Source organism: Pseudomonas sp. CAM1A, assembly GCF_047501685.1.
Taxonomy (GTDB): domain Bacteria; phylum Pseudomonadota; class Gammaproteobacteria; order Pseudomonadales; family Pseudomonadaceae; genus Aquipseudomonas.
Map to the genome: position 1 here is coordinate 515,561 of NZ_JBFNXP010000002.1, position 18,331 is coordinate 533,891.

Sequence of the window (18,331 nt, forward strand, 5' to 3'; positions counted from 1 at the left end):
GCCGCTCCTGCGCAGGTGATACTTGCCCAGCCCAAAGGCTGGGCAATTTTTCGCAGGCCACCGCTACGCTGCCAACCGCCCGCTGGCAATCGCCTCCGACGCCGCCAGCATTGCCCGCAGCAGCACCGCGCAGCCGGCCGCGAGGTCCTCGGGGGCAGCGTTCTCGATCTCGTTGTGACTGATCCCGCCCTCGCACGGCACGAAGATCATCCCGGCCGGGCCCAGCTCGGCGAGGAAGATTGCGTCGTGCCCGGCGCCGCTGACGATGTCCATGTGTGCCAGGCCCAGGTTGTGCGCCGAATCACGCACCGCCTCGACGCAGCCTTTGTCGAAGTACAGGGCCGGGAAGTCGGCGGTGGGCACCAGGTCGTATTGCAGCCCATGCTTGGCCGTGGTGGCCTCGATCACCTGGCGCACCTCGGCGATCATCGACTCCAGTCGTTGGCCTTCAAGGTGACGAAAATCCAGGGTCATGCGCACTTCGCCGGGGATCACGTTGCGCGAGCCGGGGTAGGCCTGCAGGCAACCCACGGTGCCGCAGGCATGGGGCTGGTGGGCGAGGGCGGTGCGGTTGACCGCCTCGACCACCGCGGCGGCACCGACCAGGGCGTCCTTGCGCAAGTGCATCGGGGTGGGGCCGGCATGGGCCTCGACGCCGCGCAGGGTCAGGTCGAACCACTTCTGGCCGAGGGCGCCGAGCACCACGCCGATGGTCTTGTGCTGGTCTTCGAGAATCGGGCCCTGCTCGATATGCGCCTCGAAGTAGGCGCCCACCGGGTGGCCGGACACGGCGCGGCTGCCGGCGTAGCCGATGGCGTTCAATGCCTCGCCGACGCTCACGCCCTGGGCGTCACGCTTGGCCAGGGTCTGCTCGAGGGTGAACTTGTTGGCGAACACCCCCGAACCCATCATGCACGGGGCGAAGCGCGAGCCTTCCTCGTTGGTCCACACCACCACCTCCAGCGGCGCTTCGGTTTCCACGCCGAGATCATTGAGGGTGCGGATCACCTCCAGCCCGGCCATCACGCCGAAGCAGCCGTCGAACTTGCCGCCGGTGGGCTGGGTGTCGATATGGCTGCCGGTCATCACCGGCGGCAGCTTGGCGTTGCGCCCGGGGCGGCGGGCGAAGATGTTGCCGACCGCGTCGATGCTCACCGTGCAACCGGCTGCTTCGCACCACTGCACGAACAGATCGCGAGCCTGGCGATCGAGATCGGTCAGCGCCAGGCGGCAGACGCCGCCCTTGGGCGTGGCGCCGAGGCGGGCCAGATCCATCAGCGATTGCCACAGGCGGTTACTGTCGATGTGGCGTTGGCTCGATTGCAGGATTTCCTTGGCGGGGGTGGTCATGGGGTGTCTCCTCAGGCTGTTGTTTTTACCATCACGTGGGCGCGGGCTTGCCCCGCGATGCGGCGCATCAGGGCATCGGCTTGGCCAGCCGCGCCGGCCCGCGCACCGCGATGCCACCGAGGGCGTAGTAGAGCCCGCCGCCGAGCAGCGAGCCGGTGAACCAGCCGTAGTCGTAGAACCAGCTGAAACTGCTGTTGCCGATGGCCATCACGGTCAGCGCCACCGGCACGCCGAAGGCGATGAACCCGGCCCAGTTCCACGCCGGGTACACGTCGTCGCGGTACAGCCCGGCCAGGTCCAGCTGCTGGCGCCGGACGAGGAAGTAGTCCACCACCATGATCCCGGCGATCGGCCCGAGCAGGCTGGAATAGCCCAGCAGCCAGTTGGAGTACACGCTCTCCAGGCTCAGGTCGGAGACGATCCAGCCGAGCTTCTTGAGCAGTTCGTGGCCCATCAGTGCCAGGCCGATGAAGCCGGTCAGCCAGACCGCGCGGCTGCGCCCGATCAGGCGCGGGGCGATGTTCTGGAAGTCGTTGGTGGGCGAGACGATGTTGGCCGCGGTGTTGGTCGACAGCGTCGCGATGATGATCAGCGCCATGGCCAGGGCCACCCAGCCGGGGCTCTGGATATGGCCGATCAGGCTTACCGGGTCGGACACCGTCTGGCCCACCAGCGAGGCGGAGGCTGCGGTCATGATCACGCCCAGCGCGGCGAACAGGAACATGGTCAGCGGCAGGCCGAAGATCTGCCCGAGAATCTGGTCCTTCTGGCTTTTCGCGTAGCGGCTGAAGTCGGGGATGTTCAGCGACAGCGTGGCCCAGAAACCGACCATGGCGGTGAGCCCGGCGCAGAAGTAGCTGACCACGCTGGCGCCCTCGGGGCGTTTGGGCGGTTGCGCCAGCAGCTCGCTCATCGACATGTGTGGCAGCGCCCAGAACAACAGGCCGACACCGACCGCCACCAGCAGGGGCGCCGAGAGCGTCTCCAGCCACTTGATCGACTCGGCGCCGCGCAGCACCACCCACAGGTTCAGCGACCAGAACAGCATGAAGCCGATCACCTCGCCGGTGCCGCCCAGTGCCTTCCAGTCGGGGAGCAGCGAGCCGAGGAACAGGTGGATGGCCAGACCGCCGAACATCGTCTGGATACCGAACCAGCCGCAGGCCACCACAGCGCGGATCAGGCACGGCACGTTGGAGCCGAAGATGCCGAATGAGGCGCGCAGCAGCACCGGGAACGGGATGCCGTATTTGGTCCCGGGGAAGGCGTTGAGGGTCAGCGGGATGAGCACTATGAGGTTGGCCAGCAGGATCGCCAGCAGCGCCTCGCCCACGCTCAGGCCGAAGTAGGCGGTGAGCACGCCGCCGAGTGTGTAGGTGGGCACGCAGATGGACATGCCCACCCACAACGCGGTGATGTGCCACTTGTTCCAGGTGCGCTGGTGCACCTTGGTCGGGGCGATGTCGTGGTTGTAGCGGGGGCTGTCGAGGACGTCGCTGCCGGCGTCGAGCTCGTACAGACCATGCTGCTCGACCACTTGCGATCTGCTCTGTTGCATGGGGTTCTCCAGGTCTTTTTTCTTGTAGTTGTCGCTCATCGGGCTGACGCGATGGCCGGAGTACACACACCACCAGTACTGCACCTCCGGCCCGGCCAGGCGGTTGTGGCCTGCGTTTTCAACAAACGTGCCGGGAAAGCCCGCGCCTTCCCGGCGGGCCGCCGCCGACCGGAGGTAACTCACTGACCTGCAAAGGCATTCATCAACACGGCAGGCGAAGCGGGAGCACCCGCGCATGCCGTCTGTCTGGCCGGTCCATCACCCGCGTGATGCAAACGGGTGCAACCTGGAAAACCACCGGCGCGGCCTGCGCCATCCAGCCAGGAAACAAACACCTGATTTTGCGTAGAAAATCTTGACCAATTTGGCTTCCTGTCAAGTGCGTCAAAATGGTGAAGGGGTGTCACTTTTTGGTGAGTTGTTCAATAAATAGTTATAAATCAATTAGTTATTGTTTTTGATAGTTGCATATATTTTTTCTTGATGAATATCCGATCAGATACTAGCCTCGATTCTTGTCAGGCCTGACAGGATTGATGAAATTACCTCCAGCGCCCGGCCAACACAATTCCAAGAACCGGCCAGAAGACCGGTCAGCCTGCGAGGAAGACGGCATGTCCCTGTTGATCCGTGGCGCCACCGTAGTTACCCATGAAGAAAGCTACCCCGCCGATGTCCTGTGTGCCGATGGCCTGATCCGCGCCATCGGCAAAGACCTCGAAGCCCCCACCGACTGCGAGATCCTCGACGGCAGTGGCCAGTACCTGATGCCCGGCGGCATCGACCCGCACACCCACATGCAGCTGCCGTTCATGGGCACGGTGGCCAGCGAGGACTTCTTCAGCGGCACTGCCGCGGGCCTGGCCGGGGGCACCACCTCGATCATCGACTTCGTCATCCCCAACCCGCAGCAATCGCTGCTCGAGGCCTTCCACACCTGGCGCGGCTGGGCGCAGAAGAGTGCCAGCGACTATGGCTTCCACGTCGCCATCACCTGGTGGAGCGAGCAGGTCGCCGAAGAGATGGGCGAACTGGTCGCCCAGCATGGCGTGAACAGCTTCAAGCACTTCATGGCCTACAAGAACGCGATCATGGCCGCCGACGACACCCTGGTGGCCAGCTTCGAACGCTGCCTGCAACTGGGCGCGGTGCCCACGGTGCACGCCGAAAACGGCGAGCTGGTCTATCACCTGCAGCAAAAGTTGCTCGCCCAGGGCCTGACCGGGCCCGAGGCGCACCCGCTGTCGCGCCCCTCGCAGGTCGAAGGGGAGGCCGCCAGCCGCGCCATCCGCATCGCCGAAACATTGGGCACGCCGCTGTACCTGGTGCATGTCTCCAGCCGCGAGGCGCTGGACGAGATCACCTATGCCCGGGCCAAGGGCCAGCCGGTATACGGCGAGGTGCTGCCGGGGCATCTGCTGCTCGACGACAGCGTTTACCGTGATCCGGACTGGGCCACCGCCGCCGGCTACGTGATGAGCCCGCCGTTCCGCCCGCGCCAGCACCAGGAGGCGCTGTGGGGCGGCTTGCAGTCGGGCAACCTGCACACCACGGCCACTGATCATTGCTGCTTCTGCGCCGAGCAGAAGGCCATGGGCCGCAACGACTTCAGCCGGATCCCCAACGGCACCGCCGGCATCGAGGACCGCATGGCGGTGCTGTGGGACGCCGGGGTGAACAGCGGGCGCCTGTCGATGCACGAGTTCGTCGCGCTGACCTCCACCAACACCGCGAAGATCTTCAACCTGTTCCCGCGCAAGGGCGCGATCCGTGTCGGTGCCGACGCCGACCTGGTGCTGTGGGACCCGCAGGGCAGCCGTACCATCAGCGCCCAGACCCACCACCAGCGGGTCGATTTCAACATTTTCGAAGGCCGCACCGTGCGCGGCATCCCCAGCCACACCATCAGCCAGGGCAAGGTGCTCTGGGCCGATGGCGACCTGCGTGCCGAGCCGGGCGCGGGGCGTTACGTGGAACGGCCGGCGTATCCGTCGGTGTACGAGGTGCTGGAGCGGCGTGCCGAGCGGCAGAAACCGACGCCGGTTCAGCGCTGAAGCCGTTGGGGCTGCTGCACAGCCCCATCGCCGGCAAGCCGGCTCCCACAGACGTACCGCAGACCCCCGTGGGAGCCGGCTTGCCGGCGAAAGGGGCGCAAAGCGCCCCCTGATAACAACACACATGCTCCTGTTGACTGCCATCCCCCAGAACGGACCGGCGCCTGACCACCGCCGCCTCCAATAAAAAAGAGAGAGGCTACAACCGTGATCGATGCCCTGAACCACTTGCCGCGCCCCCGCGCCGGCGCCGACCAGCTGGCCGAGGCCTTCAGCGACCTCGCGCCCCCGCTCACCGCCCGCCAGGCCGCCGTCGAGAGCGCGCGCTGCCTGTACTGCTACGACGCGCCGTGCGTCAATGCGTGCCCCAGCGAGATCGACATCCCCTCGTTCATCCACCGCATCAGCGATGAGAACCTGCAAGGCGCCGCCGAACGCATTCTTTCGGCCAACATCCTCGGCGGCAGCTGTGCCCGGGTCTGCCCCACCGAGATCCTGTGCCAGCAAGCCTGCGTGCGCAACAACGCCCAGGAGTGCGCCCCGGTGCTGATCGGCCAATTGCAGCGCTACGCCCTGGACCACGCCGGCTTCACCGAACATCCGTTCCAGCGCTCGCCGGCCAGCGGCAAGCGCATCGCCGTGGTCGGCGCCGGCCCCGCCGGGCTGTCCTGCGCGCACCGCCTGGCCATGCACGGCCACGACGTGGTGATCTTCGAGGCGCGGGATAAGGCAGGTGGTCTCAACGAATACGGCATCGCCCGCTACAAGCTGGTGGACGACTACGCCCAGCGCGAAGTGGAGTTCCTGCTGGGCATCGGCGGAATCGAGATCCGCCATGGCCAACGCCTGGGCGGCAACCTGTCGCTGGCGGAGCTGCATGGCCAATACGACGCGGTGTTCCTAGGTCTGGGCCTGGATGCCGTGCGCCAGTTGGGCCTGGCGGACGAAGACGCGCCGGGCCTGCTCGCCGCCACCGAGTACATTCGCGAGCTGCGCCAGGCCGACGACCTCACCCAACTGCCGCTGGCCGACCGCTGCCTGGTGCTCGGCGCCGGCAACACCGCCATCGACATGGCCGTGCAGATGAGCCGCCTGGGCGCCCGCGACGTCAACCTGGTGTACCGCCGCGGCGTGTCCGACATGGGCGCCACCGGTCACGAACAGGCGATCGCCAAGCACAACCAGGTACGCCTGCACACCTGGGCCCGGCCTGATGCGGTGCTGCTGGATGATGCCGGGCGCGTGCGCGGCATGCGCTTCGCGCGCACGCAACTGGTCGACGGACGCCTGGGCGATACCGGCGAAACCTTCGAGCTAGCCGCCGACGCGATCTTCAAGGCCATCGGCCAGCGCTTCGATGAGCAAAGCCTCGGCGATCCGCTGGCGGCACAATTGGCCCGCGACGGCGAGCGCATCCAGGTGGACGCGCACATGCGCACCTCCATCCCCGGTATCTACGCCGGCGGCGACTGCACCGCGCTGGGCCAGGACCTCACCGTCCAGGCCGTGCAACATGGCAAGCTGGCCGCCGAAGCCATCCATGCCCAACTCATGCTCAACGTGGAGGCTGCGTAAATGGCCGACCTGTCCATCGTATTCGCTGGCATCAAGGCACCCAATCCATTCTGGTTGGCCTCCGCGCCCCCTACCGACAAGGCCTACAACGTAATCCGCGCCTTCGAAGCCGGCTGGGGCGGGGTGGTGTGGAAGACCCTCGGTGAGGACCCGGCGGCGGTCAACGTGTCGTCGCGCTACTCGGCGCACTACGGCGCCAACCGCCAGGTGCAGGGCATCAACAACATCGAGCTGATCACCGACCGCTCGCTGGAGATCAACCTGCGCGAGATCACCCAGGTGAAGAAGGACTGGCCCGACCGTGCGCTGATCGTGTCACTGATGGTGCCGTGCGTCGAAGAGTCCTGGAAGTTCATCCTGCCGCTGGTGGAAGCCACCGGTGCGGACGGTATCGAACTCAACTTCGGCTGCCCCCACGGCATGCCCGAGCGCGGCATGGGCGCCGCCGTCGGCCAGGTGCCCGAGTATGTGGAAATGGTCACCCGCTGGTGCAAGACCCATTGCACGCTGCCGGTGATCGTCAAGCTCACCCCCAACATCACCGACATCCGTCAGTCAGCGCGGGCCGCCCACCGTGGCGGAGCGGACGCGGTGTCGCTGATCAACACCATCAACTCGATCACCAGCGTCGACCTGGACCGCATGGTCGCCCACCCCATCGTTGGCGACCAGAGCACCCATGGCGGCTACTGCGGCTCGGCGGTCAAGCCGATCGCCCTGAACATGGTCGCCGAGATCGCCCGCGACCCCGAGACCCGCGGGCTGCCGATCTGCGGTATCGGCGGTATCGGCACCTGGCGCGACGCCGCCGAGTTCATCGCCCTGGGCAGCGGCGCGGTGCAGGTGTGCACCGCAGCGATGCTGCATGGCTTTCGCATCGTCGAAGACATGCAGGACGGCCTGGCGCGCTGGATGGACCAGCACGGCCACCGTTCCCTCGAGGCGTTCCGTGGCCAGGCCGTTGGGCACACCACCGACTGGAAGTATCTTGACATCAACTACAAGTCGGTGGCGCAGATCGACCAGGATGCCTGCATCGGCTGCGGGCGCTGCCACATCGCCTGCGAGGACACCTCGCACCAGGCCATCGCCAGCACCCTGAAGGCCGACGGCACCCACGCCTACAGCGTGATCGAGGCCGAATGCGTGGGCTGCAACCTGTGCCAGATCACCTGCCCGGTGGAGGGTTGCATCGACATGCAGGCGCAGGACACCGGCAAGCCATACATGAACTGGACGCAGGACCCGCGTAATCCCTATCGCGAGGCGGGTTGAGGTCGGTGGGACGCAGACCTCACGCAGGTCTCTCGTGGGAGTGGGCTTGCCCCGCGATAGCGTTGAACGCAGGTCAAACGCTATCGCGGGGCAAGCCCGCTACCACGGAGTTTTCGTCTACCCGCTCAGACCACTGCGCAAGGTCTGCTCGATCACCTCGACGAACGCCCGCACCAGCGGGCTGCGCTCGTGCCTGCGGGTCAGCACCAGCAGCGGCGCGCAGGCGCCGGGTTCGGCCAACGGCAGGTAGGACACGCCACGCCTGACCAAGGTCCGGGTGCACTGCGGTACCACCGCAACACCGCGGCCCGCGGCAACCAGGGCGATGATCGAGGTGATCTGCCGGCCGCTCGGAGCCGGCCGTGGCGTCAGCCCGTGGCGGCGGTACAGGCCGAGGATGATTTCGTTCAAGCCCGAGCCGTAATCCGGGGGGAAGGTGATCAGCGGCAGTTCGCCGAGCTCGGCCAGGTTGACCTGCAACTGTCCGGCGAGGGGGCTGTCGCTGGGAACGGCCGCGACCAGCGGCTCGTTGTCCAGGCAGATGGCCTGGACCTGAGGGTTGTCGCCCGGCGGGTGCATGCGGCTCATGCCGATATCCAGACGGCCTTCGATCAGTTGCGTCCACTGGGTGCTGGAAGCACCTTCCTCCACATTCAGTTGCACATCCGGGTACTTCGAGCAGAACGCCTGGATGGTATGGCTGAAGGTATCCGACAGGGCGATCGAACTGGCGTAGCCCACCGTCAGCTGGCCGGCCGAACCCGCCGCCAGCTTGCTGGTAATCGCCGTGGTCAGGTCGACCTGCTCAAGCACGCCGCGAGCGTAGGGCAGCAGGTGATGGCCTGCAGTGGTAAGGCTGACGTTGCGGGTGCTGCGGTCGAACAGACGAAACCCGAGCTCCGTCTCCAATGCCGATATCTGTCGGGTCAGCGGCGGCTGGGCCATGTGCAGGCGCGCTGCCGCACGGCCGAAGTGCAATTCCTCGCTGACAACCAGGAAACAGCGCAGACGGCGCAAATCCATCATGTTCTTCCTTGAGTATTAATCGGTCGGGAATAGGTATTGGATCCAAAGTTCGTCCTACCTTATAAACCTGTAACAATTTTTTACGAGTGTTTGTATGCGTTTTCCCGCCGACTTCCCCCGAATTGCCCTGTTTCTTGGCGGATGTGCCGCATTTCTCAACCTCTATTCCACCCAGGGGCTGCTCACGGAATTGACCCGGACCTTTCCGGTCACGCTGCGACAGGCTAGTTGGAGCATCACCGTAACGATCCTCGTCGTGGCCTTGACCGCGCCTTTTGTCGGCTGGCTGACGGCTCGCGGCGAACAGCACCGGGTCATCGCCGGGGCGGCGCTGTTGCTGGCGCTGCCGGCGTTGCTGGCAGCGTGGGCCGGCAGCTATGGCGAATTCCTGCTGTGGCGCTCGGCGCAGGGGTTGTTCATCCCGATGGTGTTCGCCACCAGCGTGGCCTACATCGGCGTGCGCTGGCAGGGTGGTGCTGTGACCGAAATGACCAGCGTCTATGTTGCCGGCACGATCTTCGGTGGTTTCTGCGGGCGTTTCCTCACCGGCCTGGTCACCGAGTTTGCCGACTGGCGTGTGGCATTGACGGTGCAGGCAGGGCTCAGCCTGGCGGTTGCGCTGGGCATCGCGCTGCTGTTGCCGCGCAATCCGCCAGCGGCCCGGCGTGAGCCGCTGGCGCTTGGCGAACTTGCCAGCAGGCCGTTGCTGGGGGCCTATGCCGTGGGGTTCTGCGTCTTGTTTGCCCAGGTCGCGACTTTCACCTATGTGGGCCTGCACCTGAGTGAGGCCCCATTCGCCCTGGGCACTGCAGCGCTGGGTGCCATCTACGCAGTGTTCCTGCTGGCGCTTGTGGTGGTGCCGCTGGCCGGACGCCTGAGCAAGGCGCGACCCCACGCCGACCTGGTGCGGGTGGCAGGTTATCTGGGCATGGCCGGCTCGGCCCTGACCCTTTCTCCGTCGCTGTGGTTGATCGTGCTGGGCCTGGCGCTCAGCTCCACCGGCGTATTTCTCGCCCAGGCCGCTGCCAATGCCTTCATCACAGCTCAGGCACCACGGCAGAAATCCGCCGCGGTCGGTCTGTACCTGAGCTGCTACTACCTGGGTGGCAGCTTCGGCGCCTTCGTGCCCGGCGGGCTGTGGGAACGCTGGGGGTGGGGCGGCTGCGTCGCCCTGATCGTGGTGTTCCAGCTGCTGCCGCTGCTGATCGCGCGGGGCAGCTGGCGGGTGGCGCCGGTCCGCGGGCCGGCGGTCCAGCCATTGCAATGAATCGTTTCCTCAACGCGCTACATCATCATCCAACAAGGAAAAGAGTGAGATGACCGTGAGTAACTTGCCGACCGTGCACAGCCAGTTGCTGAATGTGATTGAACCGGTGTTGCAGGAGATGCCTGCCGGCGTGCTGAAACAGGCGCTATGGGATGAGTTTCGCAACCAGGAGGCCGCGCTGGTCGACATCGAGGAGGCGTTCCAGGTGCTGACTTCGCGGCGCCATGGTGCCGCGGCGTTACGCAAGTTCTTCGCCAGCTGGTCGAAGACCAACAACTCGGCCGCCAGCGTCTCCGGCCTGGCCAATCGCCTGACCCTGCTGGCGCGTTCCGAGCAGGGCAGCGCCGCGGCGCAGCAGATCTACCAGGTGTGTGGCAGCCTGCAGCGAATCACCGACGAGGACCTGGGGGCGCTGGGCAACACCTTGCATGCCGACCTGTTCTACAACATGGCCACGCCCCTTTGCGGCGACGACCAGTGGCTGCTCAAGGAAAACTGCCTGCCGTCGGCGCAGGCGTTCAAGGACTGGACCGATGCCCGACGCCTGCGTGATCGCGACCTGCTCCAGGGCTTGCTGACCACGCTGGTGCATGAGGTCTACACCCACGGTGAAGTGGAGTACATCCATCCGCTGTACACCCGCTGGTTCGAGCGCGACATGGGTGTTCCGCCCGAGCAGGTGCGCAAGACCGTGGCCTGGGTCACCGTGCACACCGGGGGGACCGAGAGCAATCATTTTGCCCACGCGGTCGAGGCGGTCGAGGCCTTCGTCAAGGCCATGGGCATCGCCGTGGACAGGACCACGGCCCGTGAAGTCTTTGCTCAGTACCTGCAGCGCAAGGCCGAGGTGATGCGCGACTGCGCCGCCTGCCTGATCTGACCGACTCAATCATGCGCGAAAGTCGCCTGCCATGTTCCCCGACATGGCAGCGCTTTCGCGCGTCTTGCAAACCGCCTGCGTGGGCAAGGCGAGGAGTATCAATAACGACTGAATCGGTATTGGCATCGGCCATCGACTCATCAGCAGAATCATTGGTGAGCCTGGCCCTGGTGTCTGGTCACTTTCTGACTCATGCAAGCACGCAAGGAACGCCCCATGCAGCTGATCGTCTTCTGTCCCCCCAAGATCATTCTCCAGCACAGCGCACAAAGCTGGGCCGACGCGCTTGGGCCGGGAGGCATGCTGCTGAGCTGCAACTCCCGCGCCCAGGAAATCACTGCGCACCTTGGCGAACAAGTGGCGTACCGGTTGTTCGACTATTTCAACGACAACGCGCTGGTCGAGGTGGATGTCCATGACATGGCCCGCGAGATGCGCGATCCGCTGTGCGTGGCACTGGCCGAGATCGACGTGCTGCGGGTGGCGCGCATCAACGATCGGCTGGGTGTCAGCCAGGGCGCCGAGGGGCGTGCGATGTTCTATCGCGACAAGTTCTTCATGAAGCAGAGGGCCCGCGACCGTGGTTTCGCTGTCGCCGACATGGCGCCGCTGACCCACGCCACCGGGGCGATCCAGTTCAGTGAGCAGCACGGCTTCCCGGTGGTGGTCAAACCGCGCGATGGTCGTGGCTCGAACGGTGTGGAAGTGCTCAGGGACATGCCGCAGCTGCGCCAGTGGCTGGCTGCGCGTGGCGCCACCACCTTCCACAACCTGATGATCGAACGCTATGTGCGGGGCAGCCACTACATCGTCAACGGCCTGTACATCGATGGCAAGCCGATCCTGGTGTCGCCGGTGCGGGTGATGACCTCGGCGCTGGACTTCCTCGGCGGCAAGGCCCACGACCTGCACATGCTCGATGCCAGCAATCCGATGCGCGACAAGCTGGTGGGCTATGCCCGCGCGCTGGTCGAGGATGTGCTGCCTTCCGAGCCGACCCTGCTGTTCCACCTTGAACTGTTCGTCACCGACACTGGCGAGATTGTCCTGTGCGAGATTGCCTCGCGGCTGGGCGGGGTGTTCTTCAACCAGGAGATCAGCCATGCCTGGGGCCTGGATCCGCGCATGACCTTCCTGCGCGCGCTGCGCGATCCCGAGTATCGTCCGACGTCCATGATCGAGCCGCGACAGATGGTCGGGCACATCAGCATTCCACCGCGAGTCGGCCTGTTGCGCGAGGTGCCGAGCGACTGCCCGCTCGAAGGCGTGCTGGAGTACCGCATCTCGGCGAGCAGGATGACTGCCTACCGGTCGATGGAGTTCACCAACTCGGAAATCCTCAACGCCATCGTCGCCGGGCGCAACGAGCGTGAACTGCAACTGCGCCTTGGCGAAGTCGAGCGCTGGTTCCACGAAAGCTGCGACTGGGCGGGCAACGAAGCGGCCGCTGTCTAGCCGCTTGACCGTCCTGTTCCTCCATCACTTTTGCTGACCGTGCCGCCAGTCGGGACGGTCATGCCTGCAGACAGGTGACGATGCCATGAAACCTTTGATCGAGAGCCTCATCCCCATTCCGGTCGCGGCCCTGGGGGCCTGGCTGGGATTTCTCACCGGGCTGCCGCTCGGTGAACTGATAGGCGCCATCTGCGCGGTCACGGCGCTGAGCAAGTGGGGCGTGCGTATGCGCATGCCGTTTCCGTTCGTGGCCACCGTGCAGTTGCTGCTGGGCATCAGCGTCGGTTCCACGGTCACCGCCTCGATGATGCACGAGCTCACCGACGTCAGCATCCTCCTCGGGCTGCTGGTGTGCATGACCACGCAGATCCTGGTGGGTTACAACTGGCTGCGACGCATGGAGAAATGGGGCCATATCGAAAGCCTGCTCAGTGCCATTCCCGGCGCCATGGCGGCGGTGATGACGGTGTCGGGGGAGGAGGGGCCGGCCTCTGGCCGTATCGCCTTCGTGCATATCGTCCGGCTCTTGGCGCTGTTACTGGTGGTGACGCTGATCGCAGGCGGGCATGGCGACAGTGCGGCGCCGGCCACCGGCACCTTGGGCGACTACCTGCGGATCGTCCCCGTGGCGCTGGTCGCGGTTGCCGCCGGCTATCTGCTGGAGCGCTTCGATGTGCCCGCGCCGTACATGCTTACCGGCCTGGTCTGTGCGGCCGCGGTCAATATCGGCATGCCCTCGGTCAACCTGCATGTGCCTGACCCGGTGGCGATGGTGGCGTTGATCCTGCTGGGCGGTTTGATCGGCATCCGCCTGCGCGATATCACCCTGGGCGACGTACTGCGATACGTGCGTGCTGGCCTGGTGGTAACCACGCTGACGTTCTGCACCACCTTGCTGGTGGCCGCGCTCGCCGCCCAGCTTACCGGCAAACCCTTCCTGGCGCTGTTCATGTCCTGGGTGCCGGGCGGGGTCGAGGTCATGACCGCGGCAGCCCTGTTGCTCAAGCTCGATCCGGCCTTCGTCATGCTCAACCACGTGGTGCGCATGTCGATCATCCATATCTCGCCGGCGTTCCTGCCCAAGCGGCTGCTTCAGCCCGAGCCGGCTACCGATGCTCCACGCAACTGAACCTTCGATCACAAGGACTTGATCTCGATGACCGCTGCAATCGCCATTCATGATCCGACCCTGCGCGACGGTAACCATGCCGTCTCCCATTCGTTGAGCCTGGAAGATATCGCCGCCTACTGCCGTGCAGTCGACGGCTGCGGCCTGAGCGTGGTCGAGGTGGGCCACGGCAACGGCCTGGGGGCATCGTCCCTGCAACTGGGCCTGGCCCGCCACGCCGACACCGAGATGCTCGAGACCGCACGCGCCAACCTCAGTCGCACGCGCCTTGGCATCCACATGATTCCGGGCTTTGCCAGGCTCGGCGATATCGATACCGCGTTGCGGATCGGTGTCGAGGTGTTGCGCATCGCCTCCCATTGCACCGAGGCGAGCGTGACCGAAAGCTATATCGAGCATGCCCGCGGCAACGGCGCCTATGTGCATGGCGTACTGATGATGTGCCACATGGCCAGCCCCGAGCGCTTGCTCGAGGAGGCGTCGAAACAGCAGGGCTATGGTGCCAACGCCATTGTGCTGATGGATTCGGCGGGCCACCTCGATCCGGAGAGCACCCGTGAGCGCATTGCCTTGCTCAGCAGCGAACTGTCGATTCCGGTGGGCTTCCATGGCCACAACAACCTGGGCCTGGCCATCGCCAACTCGCTGGCCGCGGTCCAGGCCGGGGCGACTATTGTCGACGGCTGCATGCGCGGCTTCGGAGCCGGCGCCGGCAACACCCAGTTGGAGACCCTGTGCGCGGTGCTTGAGCGCTACCGCTTCGCCACCGGCGTGGACATTTTCGCCCTGTGCCACGCCATTGAGCAGTTGGAGAGCATCGCCCCGGTCAGCACAGCCACGGTCGTCAAGACCGCCAACCTGATCAGCGGTCTGTACGGTGTGTGCAGCGGTTTCGAGAAACATGTCGCGCGCGCCGCCAGCGAGTTCGGCGTCGAACCACGGCGAATCTATGAAGCACTGGCCCAGTGCAATGCCGTGGCTGGCCAGGAAGACCTGATCATCTCGGTGGCCAGCCGCCTTTCGCAACCTTCCGTTGCCTGAATCTGGAGTGCGTTCATGTCCCTGAAAACCGCCATCATCGGCAGCGGCAACATTGGTTGCGACATCCTGTGCAAGGTCCTGGCCCATCCCGACCTGGACTGCACGCTGGTCGCCGGACGTTCCCCACACTCCGCGGGCCTTGCCTTCGCCCGGGAGCGCGGGGTCGCCACCACCGCCGATGGCATCGAAGGCTTGTTCGCCCGGATCGGCGAGTTCGACCTGGTGTTCGACGCCACCTCGGCTGCCGACCATGAGCGTCATGCGCCGCGCCTGATCGAGGCCGGCAAGGTGATCATCAACCTCACCCCGGCGGCGCTGGGTCAACTGTGCGTGCCTTCGCTCAACGGCCTGGAGCTGACCGGAGCGAGCAACGTCAACATGATCACCTGTGGTGGCCAGGCCTCGATCCCGCTGGCCGCCGCTATAGCCCGGGCCAACCCGGGGGTGCGCTACATCGAGGTGGTGTCGTCGATCAGCGCCGAAAGCGCAGGCCCCGCCACCCGACGCAACTTGAGCAACTACATCACCACCACCGAACAGGCGCTGCGGCGCTTCACTGGCTGCGAGCAGGTCAAGGCGATCCTCAACATCAACCCGGCCAAACCCAATGTCTACATGCAGACGGCGGTCTCGGCACTGATCGCTCAGGCCGACCTGGCCGCCACCCGCCGCGAGGTGGAGCGGGCCGTGGCGCTGGTGCGCGAGGCCGTGCCGGGCTACGAGGTGATCGTCGACCTGCACTACAGCGAAGGTCGCCTGTTCACCATGGTGCGGGTCGAGGGGGCGGGGGACTACCTCGATCCGAGTGCCGGCAATCTCGACATCATCACCGCGACGGCCACCCACATGGCCGCGCTCATGGCGCGTGGCCGCACTGCCGTGCGCGCTGCCTGAAACGGACTTCTGGAGAATCCTGCATGCTTTCGCTTTCACCAGACCTGGAATTCGCTCGATTCTGTCCGATCCTCGGAGTGGCTCAGAAGGTCAGAGAAGCGCCGCAGCCGGTCATCGACCTGGGGGTCGGCGTACCGGGTTTCCTGCCGGCGCCACATATCGTCGAGGCGGCAGTGCGGGCGGCCCACGAGGATACCGGCGGCTATGGTGCCAGCCGTGGCGACCCGGCATTGCTCAAGGCTTACCTGGGTTATCTGCGGCGCCTTGGCCACGCGCATTTCGACGAACGCAACCTGGTCGCCGGCCTCGGCGCCAAGCACCTGTTGTTCAGCGTGCTGCGGGCGGTCATCCGGCCAGGAGACAAACTGTTGGTCTCAACCCCGTGCTGGCCGACCTATTTTGACATCGCCGAACTGGTCGGGGCCGGTGTCATTGATGTGCGCTGCACCGCGCAGAGCGGCTACAAGATGTCTGCCCGGGCACTTGAAGAGGCCCTCGACGAGCAGGTGCGGGTGGTGCTGCTGAATTCACCCGGCAATCCTACGGGCGCGGTGTATTCGACCGAGGAGCTCGAGGGGCTGGCACAGGTGCTGCGCCGGCATGATGTCTGGATCATCTGCGATGACGTCTACCAGCGCTTTGTCTACGGCATGGACAGCTGTCCCGACCTGCTGACGGTGGCGCCGGACCTTGCCGGGCGCATCATCAAGATCGACAGCGTTTCCAAGCTGTACGGCATGCCGGGGTGGCGGGTCGGCCTGCTGGCAGCGGATCGCCGCATCGCCGATGCGGTCACAACGCTCAATTCCAACTCGATCTCCAACCTGCCGGCCCCTGCGGCGGCGGCGGCGACAGCGGCGCTGGACGGTGACCAGGGGTTTTCCATCGCCGCCCGGCAGCGTCTTGCCGGGCAGCGCCAGGCCTTGCTCGAAGTGCTTCGTGACGCGCCATTGCTGCGCTTTTGCGAGCCTGCCGGAGCGTTCTATCTGTTTCTCGACATCAGCCAGGCACTGGGCCGGTCGTTCCGGGGGAAAACCGTCGGCGATGACGAGACGTTCTGCGACGTCTTGCTCCGGGACTTCGGCGTTGCCCTGATTCCCGGCAGCTTCTTCGGTACAGCGGGGCACGCACGGCTGTCGTACTCCGGCGAGGTCGGCAAAGTCCTGGCGGGTGCCGAGCGCATCAGGGCCTTCCTCGGCGAGCTCGCCTGAGGCCGCAACGGAATCTGTCAGCAGGGAAGCATTTCTGGAGAGGGACGCATGATGATGAGAAACGCCTTTGCAATCGTCGGCTGCGGCGCGACGGCCATCGCCTTCCTGCAACGCCATCTGGATCGGGTGGCCGCCGGCAGCGCGCCGGCGGGCGTCATCCACCTGTTCGAAAAGCGGGATGATTTCGGGCGCGGCGCGGCCTACGAGGCCGACCTGGAGAGCAACCTGCTCAACACCAGGACCGGTCTCATCACGCCATACCCGCATCTGCCAGGGCATTTCCTGCAGTGGTTGCAGCAGAGCCCGCAGGCCTGGCACCGCGCGTACCCCGATTTTCGTCCCGAGGCGGACGGTTTCGCGCCTCGAGCCCTGTTCGGCATCTACTTGCAGCACCAGCTCAAGCAGATCGTGCTGCGCGGCGCGACCCTGGGTTGCCAGCTGGTGCAATTGCAGGCGGAGGTTTGCGCGATCGACTTGATCGATGGCGTGGAAACTCTGCGCACCCGCTGTGGCCTCAGCCTGCCGACCGGCAAGGTCGTGCTGTGTTGCGGGCCGTTGGGCAAGAAGCCGGAACCCTCCGGCGACCCGCGGGTGCTGGATACGCCGTATCCGGTTTCTCGTCTACTGCGCGTGGTGGCGCCCCACGAGCGGGTGGCGGTGGTCGGCGCACGGCTGAGCGCCATCGACACCGCCATCGCCCTGATCGAGCGCGGGCATCGAGGCCCCATCCGCATGCATTCGCGCAGTGGTTACTTTCCCGTGGTGCGGGGTACCCAGGAGCCGGTCACGCTGCGCTACCTGACCCGTGAAGGCCTCCAGGCGCTGGTGGCGCAGAGCGGCCGCCTGCAGATCAGCGACCTGGTCGGGCTGTTCCGCAAGGAGCTGGCTTTTCAGGAGCCGGGCAAGGCCAGCGCGGTGATCCCCATGCCTGCGCCGCCGGCCGATATCGTCGGTTTCATCGAGGCTGAACTCGAGCATGCACGTTCACCACGGACCTGGCAGGCAATCCTCTATGCCACCAACGGATTCGTCGAGGATATCTGGCAGGCGCTGGACGATGGCGCGCAGGCGCGCTTCCTGCGCGAGTACTTCAGCTTCTTCATGGCCTATCGGGTTTCCATCCCGGCGCAGAATGCGCGCAAGATCCTCAGCTACCTGCGCAGTGGCCAGCTGGAGTTCGTCGCCGGTCCGTTCGCCACCCCGCAGCGGGGCGACGACGGGTTGGTCGTGCAGGGCAACGGCTGGCGCCATGTCTACGACCGGCTGATCCATGCCATCGGTTCTCCGCGAGACGCCGACCTGCTCGACTCGCCGTTGCTGGCTACCTTGCTGGACAATGGCACGGTCACCCGCCATCCACAGGGGGGAATCTGCATCGATCCGACGAGCTATCGCGTGCAGGGCCGGACTGGCAGCTCCCGGCAGATTCATGCGGTGGGTGAGCTGACAGTCGGCCAGTTCTTCTTCACCTCCGCGCTGGAGATCAATGGTCGCCACGCCGCCAGCTGTGCCGATGGGCTTGAGTGGAAGCAGGGCATGCGCACGTTCGGGCGTGTGGAGGAGCATGTCTGAGCTATCGTTGCCGAGGCACCTTTGATCGGCAACTTCACAGGATT

Annotated in this window: 14 protein-coding genes; 11 read left to right on the forward strand and 3 right to left on the reverse strand. The window is 65.5% G+C overall.

Annotation, left to right across the window (positions count from 1 at the left end):
• Nucleotides 1-63 precede the first annotated feature (63 nt).
• Nucleotides 64-1,350, reverse strand: coding sequence for a Zn-dependent hydrolase (locus ABZO33_RS06180; protein WP_414535278.1), 1,287 nt, complete (start codon nt 1,348-1,350; stop codon nt 64-66).
• A gap of 67 nt (nt 1,351-1,417) precedes the next feature.
• Nucleotides 1,418-2,908, reverse strand: coding sequence for an NCS1 family nucleobase:cation symporter-1 (locus tag ABZO33_RS06185; protein ID WP_414535678.1), 1,491 nt, complete (start codon nt 2,906-2,908; stop codon nt 1,418-1,420).
• Between the two features lie 614 nt (nt 2,909-3,522).
• On the opposite strand from ABZO33_RS06185, the gene hydA reads away from it, so the two are divergent.
• The 3 genes from hydA to preA all read left to right on the forward strand — a co-directional run bounded on the left by hydA (nt 3,523) and on the right by preA (nt 7,812).
• Complete coding sequence (gene hydA / locus ABZO33_RS06190) at nt 3,523-4,962, forward strand: dihydropyrimidinase (protein ID WP_414535279.1); 1,440 nt, start codon at nt 3,523-3,525, stop codon at nt 4,960-4,962.
• A 207-nt stretch (nt 4,963-5,169) separates the two neighbouring features.
• Nucleotides 5,170-6,537, forward strand: coding sequence for an NAD(P)-dependent oxidoreductase (locus tag ABZO33_RS06195; RefSeq protein WP_414535280.1), 1,368 nt, complete (start codon nt 5,170-5,172; stop codon nt 6,535-6,537).
• Nucleotides 6,538-7,812 carry an NAD-dependent dihydropyrimidine dehydrogenase subunit PreA gene (gene preA, locus ABZO33_RS06200; RefSeq protein ID WP_414535281.1) on the forward strand — a complete coding sequence of 425 codons (1,275 nt, stop codon included), beginning with the start codon at nt 6,538-6,540 and terminating at the stop codon, nt 7,810-7,812. It begins immediately after the preceding gene.
• Nucleotides 7,813-7,929: 117 nt separating this feature from the next.
• On the opposite strand, the gene ABZO33_RS06205 is transcribed toward preA, so the two are convergent.
• A complete protein-coding gene (locus tag ABZO33_RS06205; protein WP_414535282.1) occupies nt 7,930-8,838 on the reverse strand; it encodes a LysR family transcriptional regulator in 909 nt (302 codons plus the stop codon).
• Nucleotides 8,839-8,932: 94 nt separating this feature from the next.
• On the opposite strand from ABZO33_RS06205, the gene ABZO33_RS06210 reads away from it, so the two are divergent.
• The 8 genes from ABZO33_RS06210 to ABZO33_RS06245 all read left to right on the forward strand — a co-directional run bounded on the left by ABZO33_RS06210 (nt 8,933) and on the right by ABZO33_RS06245 (nt 18,287).
• Nucleotides 8,933-10,105: an MFS transporter gene (locus ABZO33_RS06210; protein ID WP_414535283.1), complete on the forward strand. Its 1,173-nt coding sequence runs from the start codon at nt 8,933-8,935 to the stop codon at nt 10,103-10,105.
• 49 nt (nt 10,106-10,154) lie between these two features.
• Entirely contained in the window at nt 10,155-10,985 is an 831-nt protein-coding gene (locus ABZO33_RS06215; RefSeq protein ID WP_414535284.1) for a hypothetical protein, read from the forward strand.
• 216 nt (nt 10,986-11,201) lie between these two features.
• Complete coding sequence (locus tag ABZO33_RS06220; protein ID WP_414535285.1) at nt 11,202-12,440, forward strand: ATP-grasp domain-containing protein; 1,239 nt, start codon at nt 11,202-11,204, stop codon at nt 12,438-12,440.
• Nucleotides 12,441-12,525: 85 nt separating this feature from the next.
• The gene (locus ABZO33_RS06225) at nt 12,526-13,569 is read left to right on the forward strand and encodes an AbrB family transcriptional regulator (protein ID WP_414535286.1); all 1,044 of its coding nucleotides are present in this window, start codon (nt 12,526-12,528) and stop codon (nt 13,567-13,569) included.
• Between the two features lie 27 nt (nt 13,570-13,596).
• A complete protein-coding gene (gene dmpG / locus ABZO33_RS06230) occupies nt 13,597-14,610 on the forward strand; it encodes a 4-hydroxy-2-oxovalerate aldolase (RefSeq protein ID WP_414535287.1) in 1,014 nt (337 codons plus the stop codon).
• 15 nt (nt 14,611-14,625) lie between these two features.
• Complete coding sequence (locus ABZO33_RS06235) at nt 14,626-15,504, forward strand: acetaldehyde dehydrogenase (acetylating) (RefSeq protein WP_414535288.1); 879 nt, start codon at nt 14,626-14,628, stop codon at nt 15,502-15,504.
• Nucleotides 15,505-15,527: 23 nt separating this feature from the next.
• Nucleotides 15,528-16,715, forward strand: a complete 1,188-nt coding sequence (locus tag ABZO33_RS06240; RefSeq protein ID WP_414535289.1) for a pyridoxal phosphate-dependent aminotransferase — start codon at nt 15,528-15,530, stop codon at nt 16,713-16,715.
• 48 nt (nt 16,716-16,763) lie between these two features.
• The gene (locus tag ABZO33_RS06245; RefSeq protein WP_414535290.1) at nt 16,764-18,287 is read left to right on the forward strand and encodes an FAD/NAD(P)-binding protein; all 1,524 of its coding nucleotides are present in this window, start codon (nt 16,764-16,766) and stop codon (nt 18,285-18,287) included.
• The last annotated feature ends 44 nt before the right edge of the window (nt 18,288-18,331 follow it).

Excerpts from the sequence above, each read along its gene's own strand:
- ABZO33_RS06180 (WP_414535278.1), bottom strand. The coding sequence starts at position 1,350 with ATGACCACCCCCGCCAAGGAAATCCTGCAATCGAGCCAACGCCACATC.
- ABZO33_RS06185 (WP_414535678.1), bottom strand. The coding sequence starts at position 2,908 with ATGCAACAGAGCAGATCGCAAGTGGTCGAGCAGCATGGTCTGTACGAG.
- hydA (WP_414535279.1), top strand. The coding sequence starts at position 3,523 with ATGTCCCTGTTGATCCGTGGCGCCACCGTAGTTACCCATGAAGAAAGC.
- preA (WP_414535281.1), top strand. The coding sequence starts at position 6,538 with ATGGCCGACCTGTCCATCGTATTCGCTGGCATCAAGGCACCCAATCCA.
- ABZO33_RS06205 (WP_414535282.1), bottom strand. The coding sequence starts at position 8,838 with ATGATGGATTTGCGCCGTCTGCGCTGTTTCCTGGTTGTCAGCGAGGAA.
- ABZO33_RS06210 (WP_414535283.1), top strand. The coding sequence starts at position 8,933 with ATGCGTTTTCCCGCCGACTTCCCCCGAATTGCCCTGTTTCTTGGCGGA.
- ABZO33_RS06215 (WP_414535284.1), top strand. The coding sequence starts at position 10,155 with ATGACCGTGAGTAACTTGCCGACCGTGCACAGCCAGTTGCTGAATGTG.
- ABZO33_RS06220 (WP_414535285.1), top strand. The coding sequence starts at position 11,202 with ATGCAGCTGATCGTCTTCTGTCCCCCCAAGATCATTCTCCAGCACAGC.
- ABZO33_RS06225 (WP_414535286.1), top strand. The coding sequence starts at position 12,526 with ATGAAACCTTTGATCGAGAGCCTCATCCCCATTCCGGTCGCGGCCCTG.
- dmpG (WP_414535287.1), top strand. The coding sequence starts at position 13,597 with ATGACCGCTGCAATCGCCATTCATGATCCGACCCTGCGCGACGGTAAC.
- ABZO33_RS06235 (WP_414535288.1), top strand. The coding sequence starts at position 14,626 with ATGTCCCTGAAAACCGCCATCATCGGCAGCGGCAACATTGGTTGCGAC.
- ABZO33_RS06240 (WP_414535289.1), top strand. The coding sequence starts at position 15,528 with ATGCTTTCGCTTTCACCAGACCTGGAATTCGCTCGATTCTGTCCGATC.
- ABZO33_RS06245 (WP_414535290.1), top strand. The coding sequence starts at position 16,764 with ATGATGATGAGAAACGCCTTTGCAATCGTCGGCTGCGGCGCGACGGCC.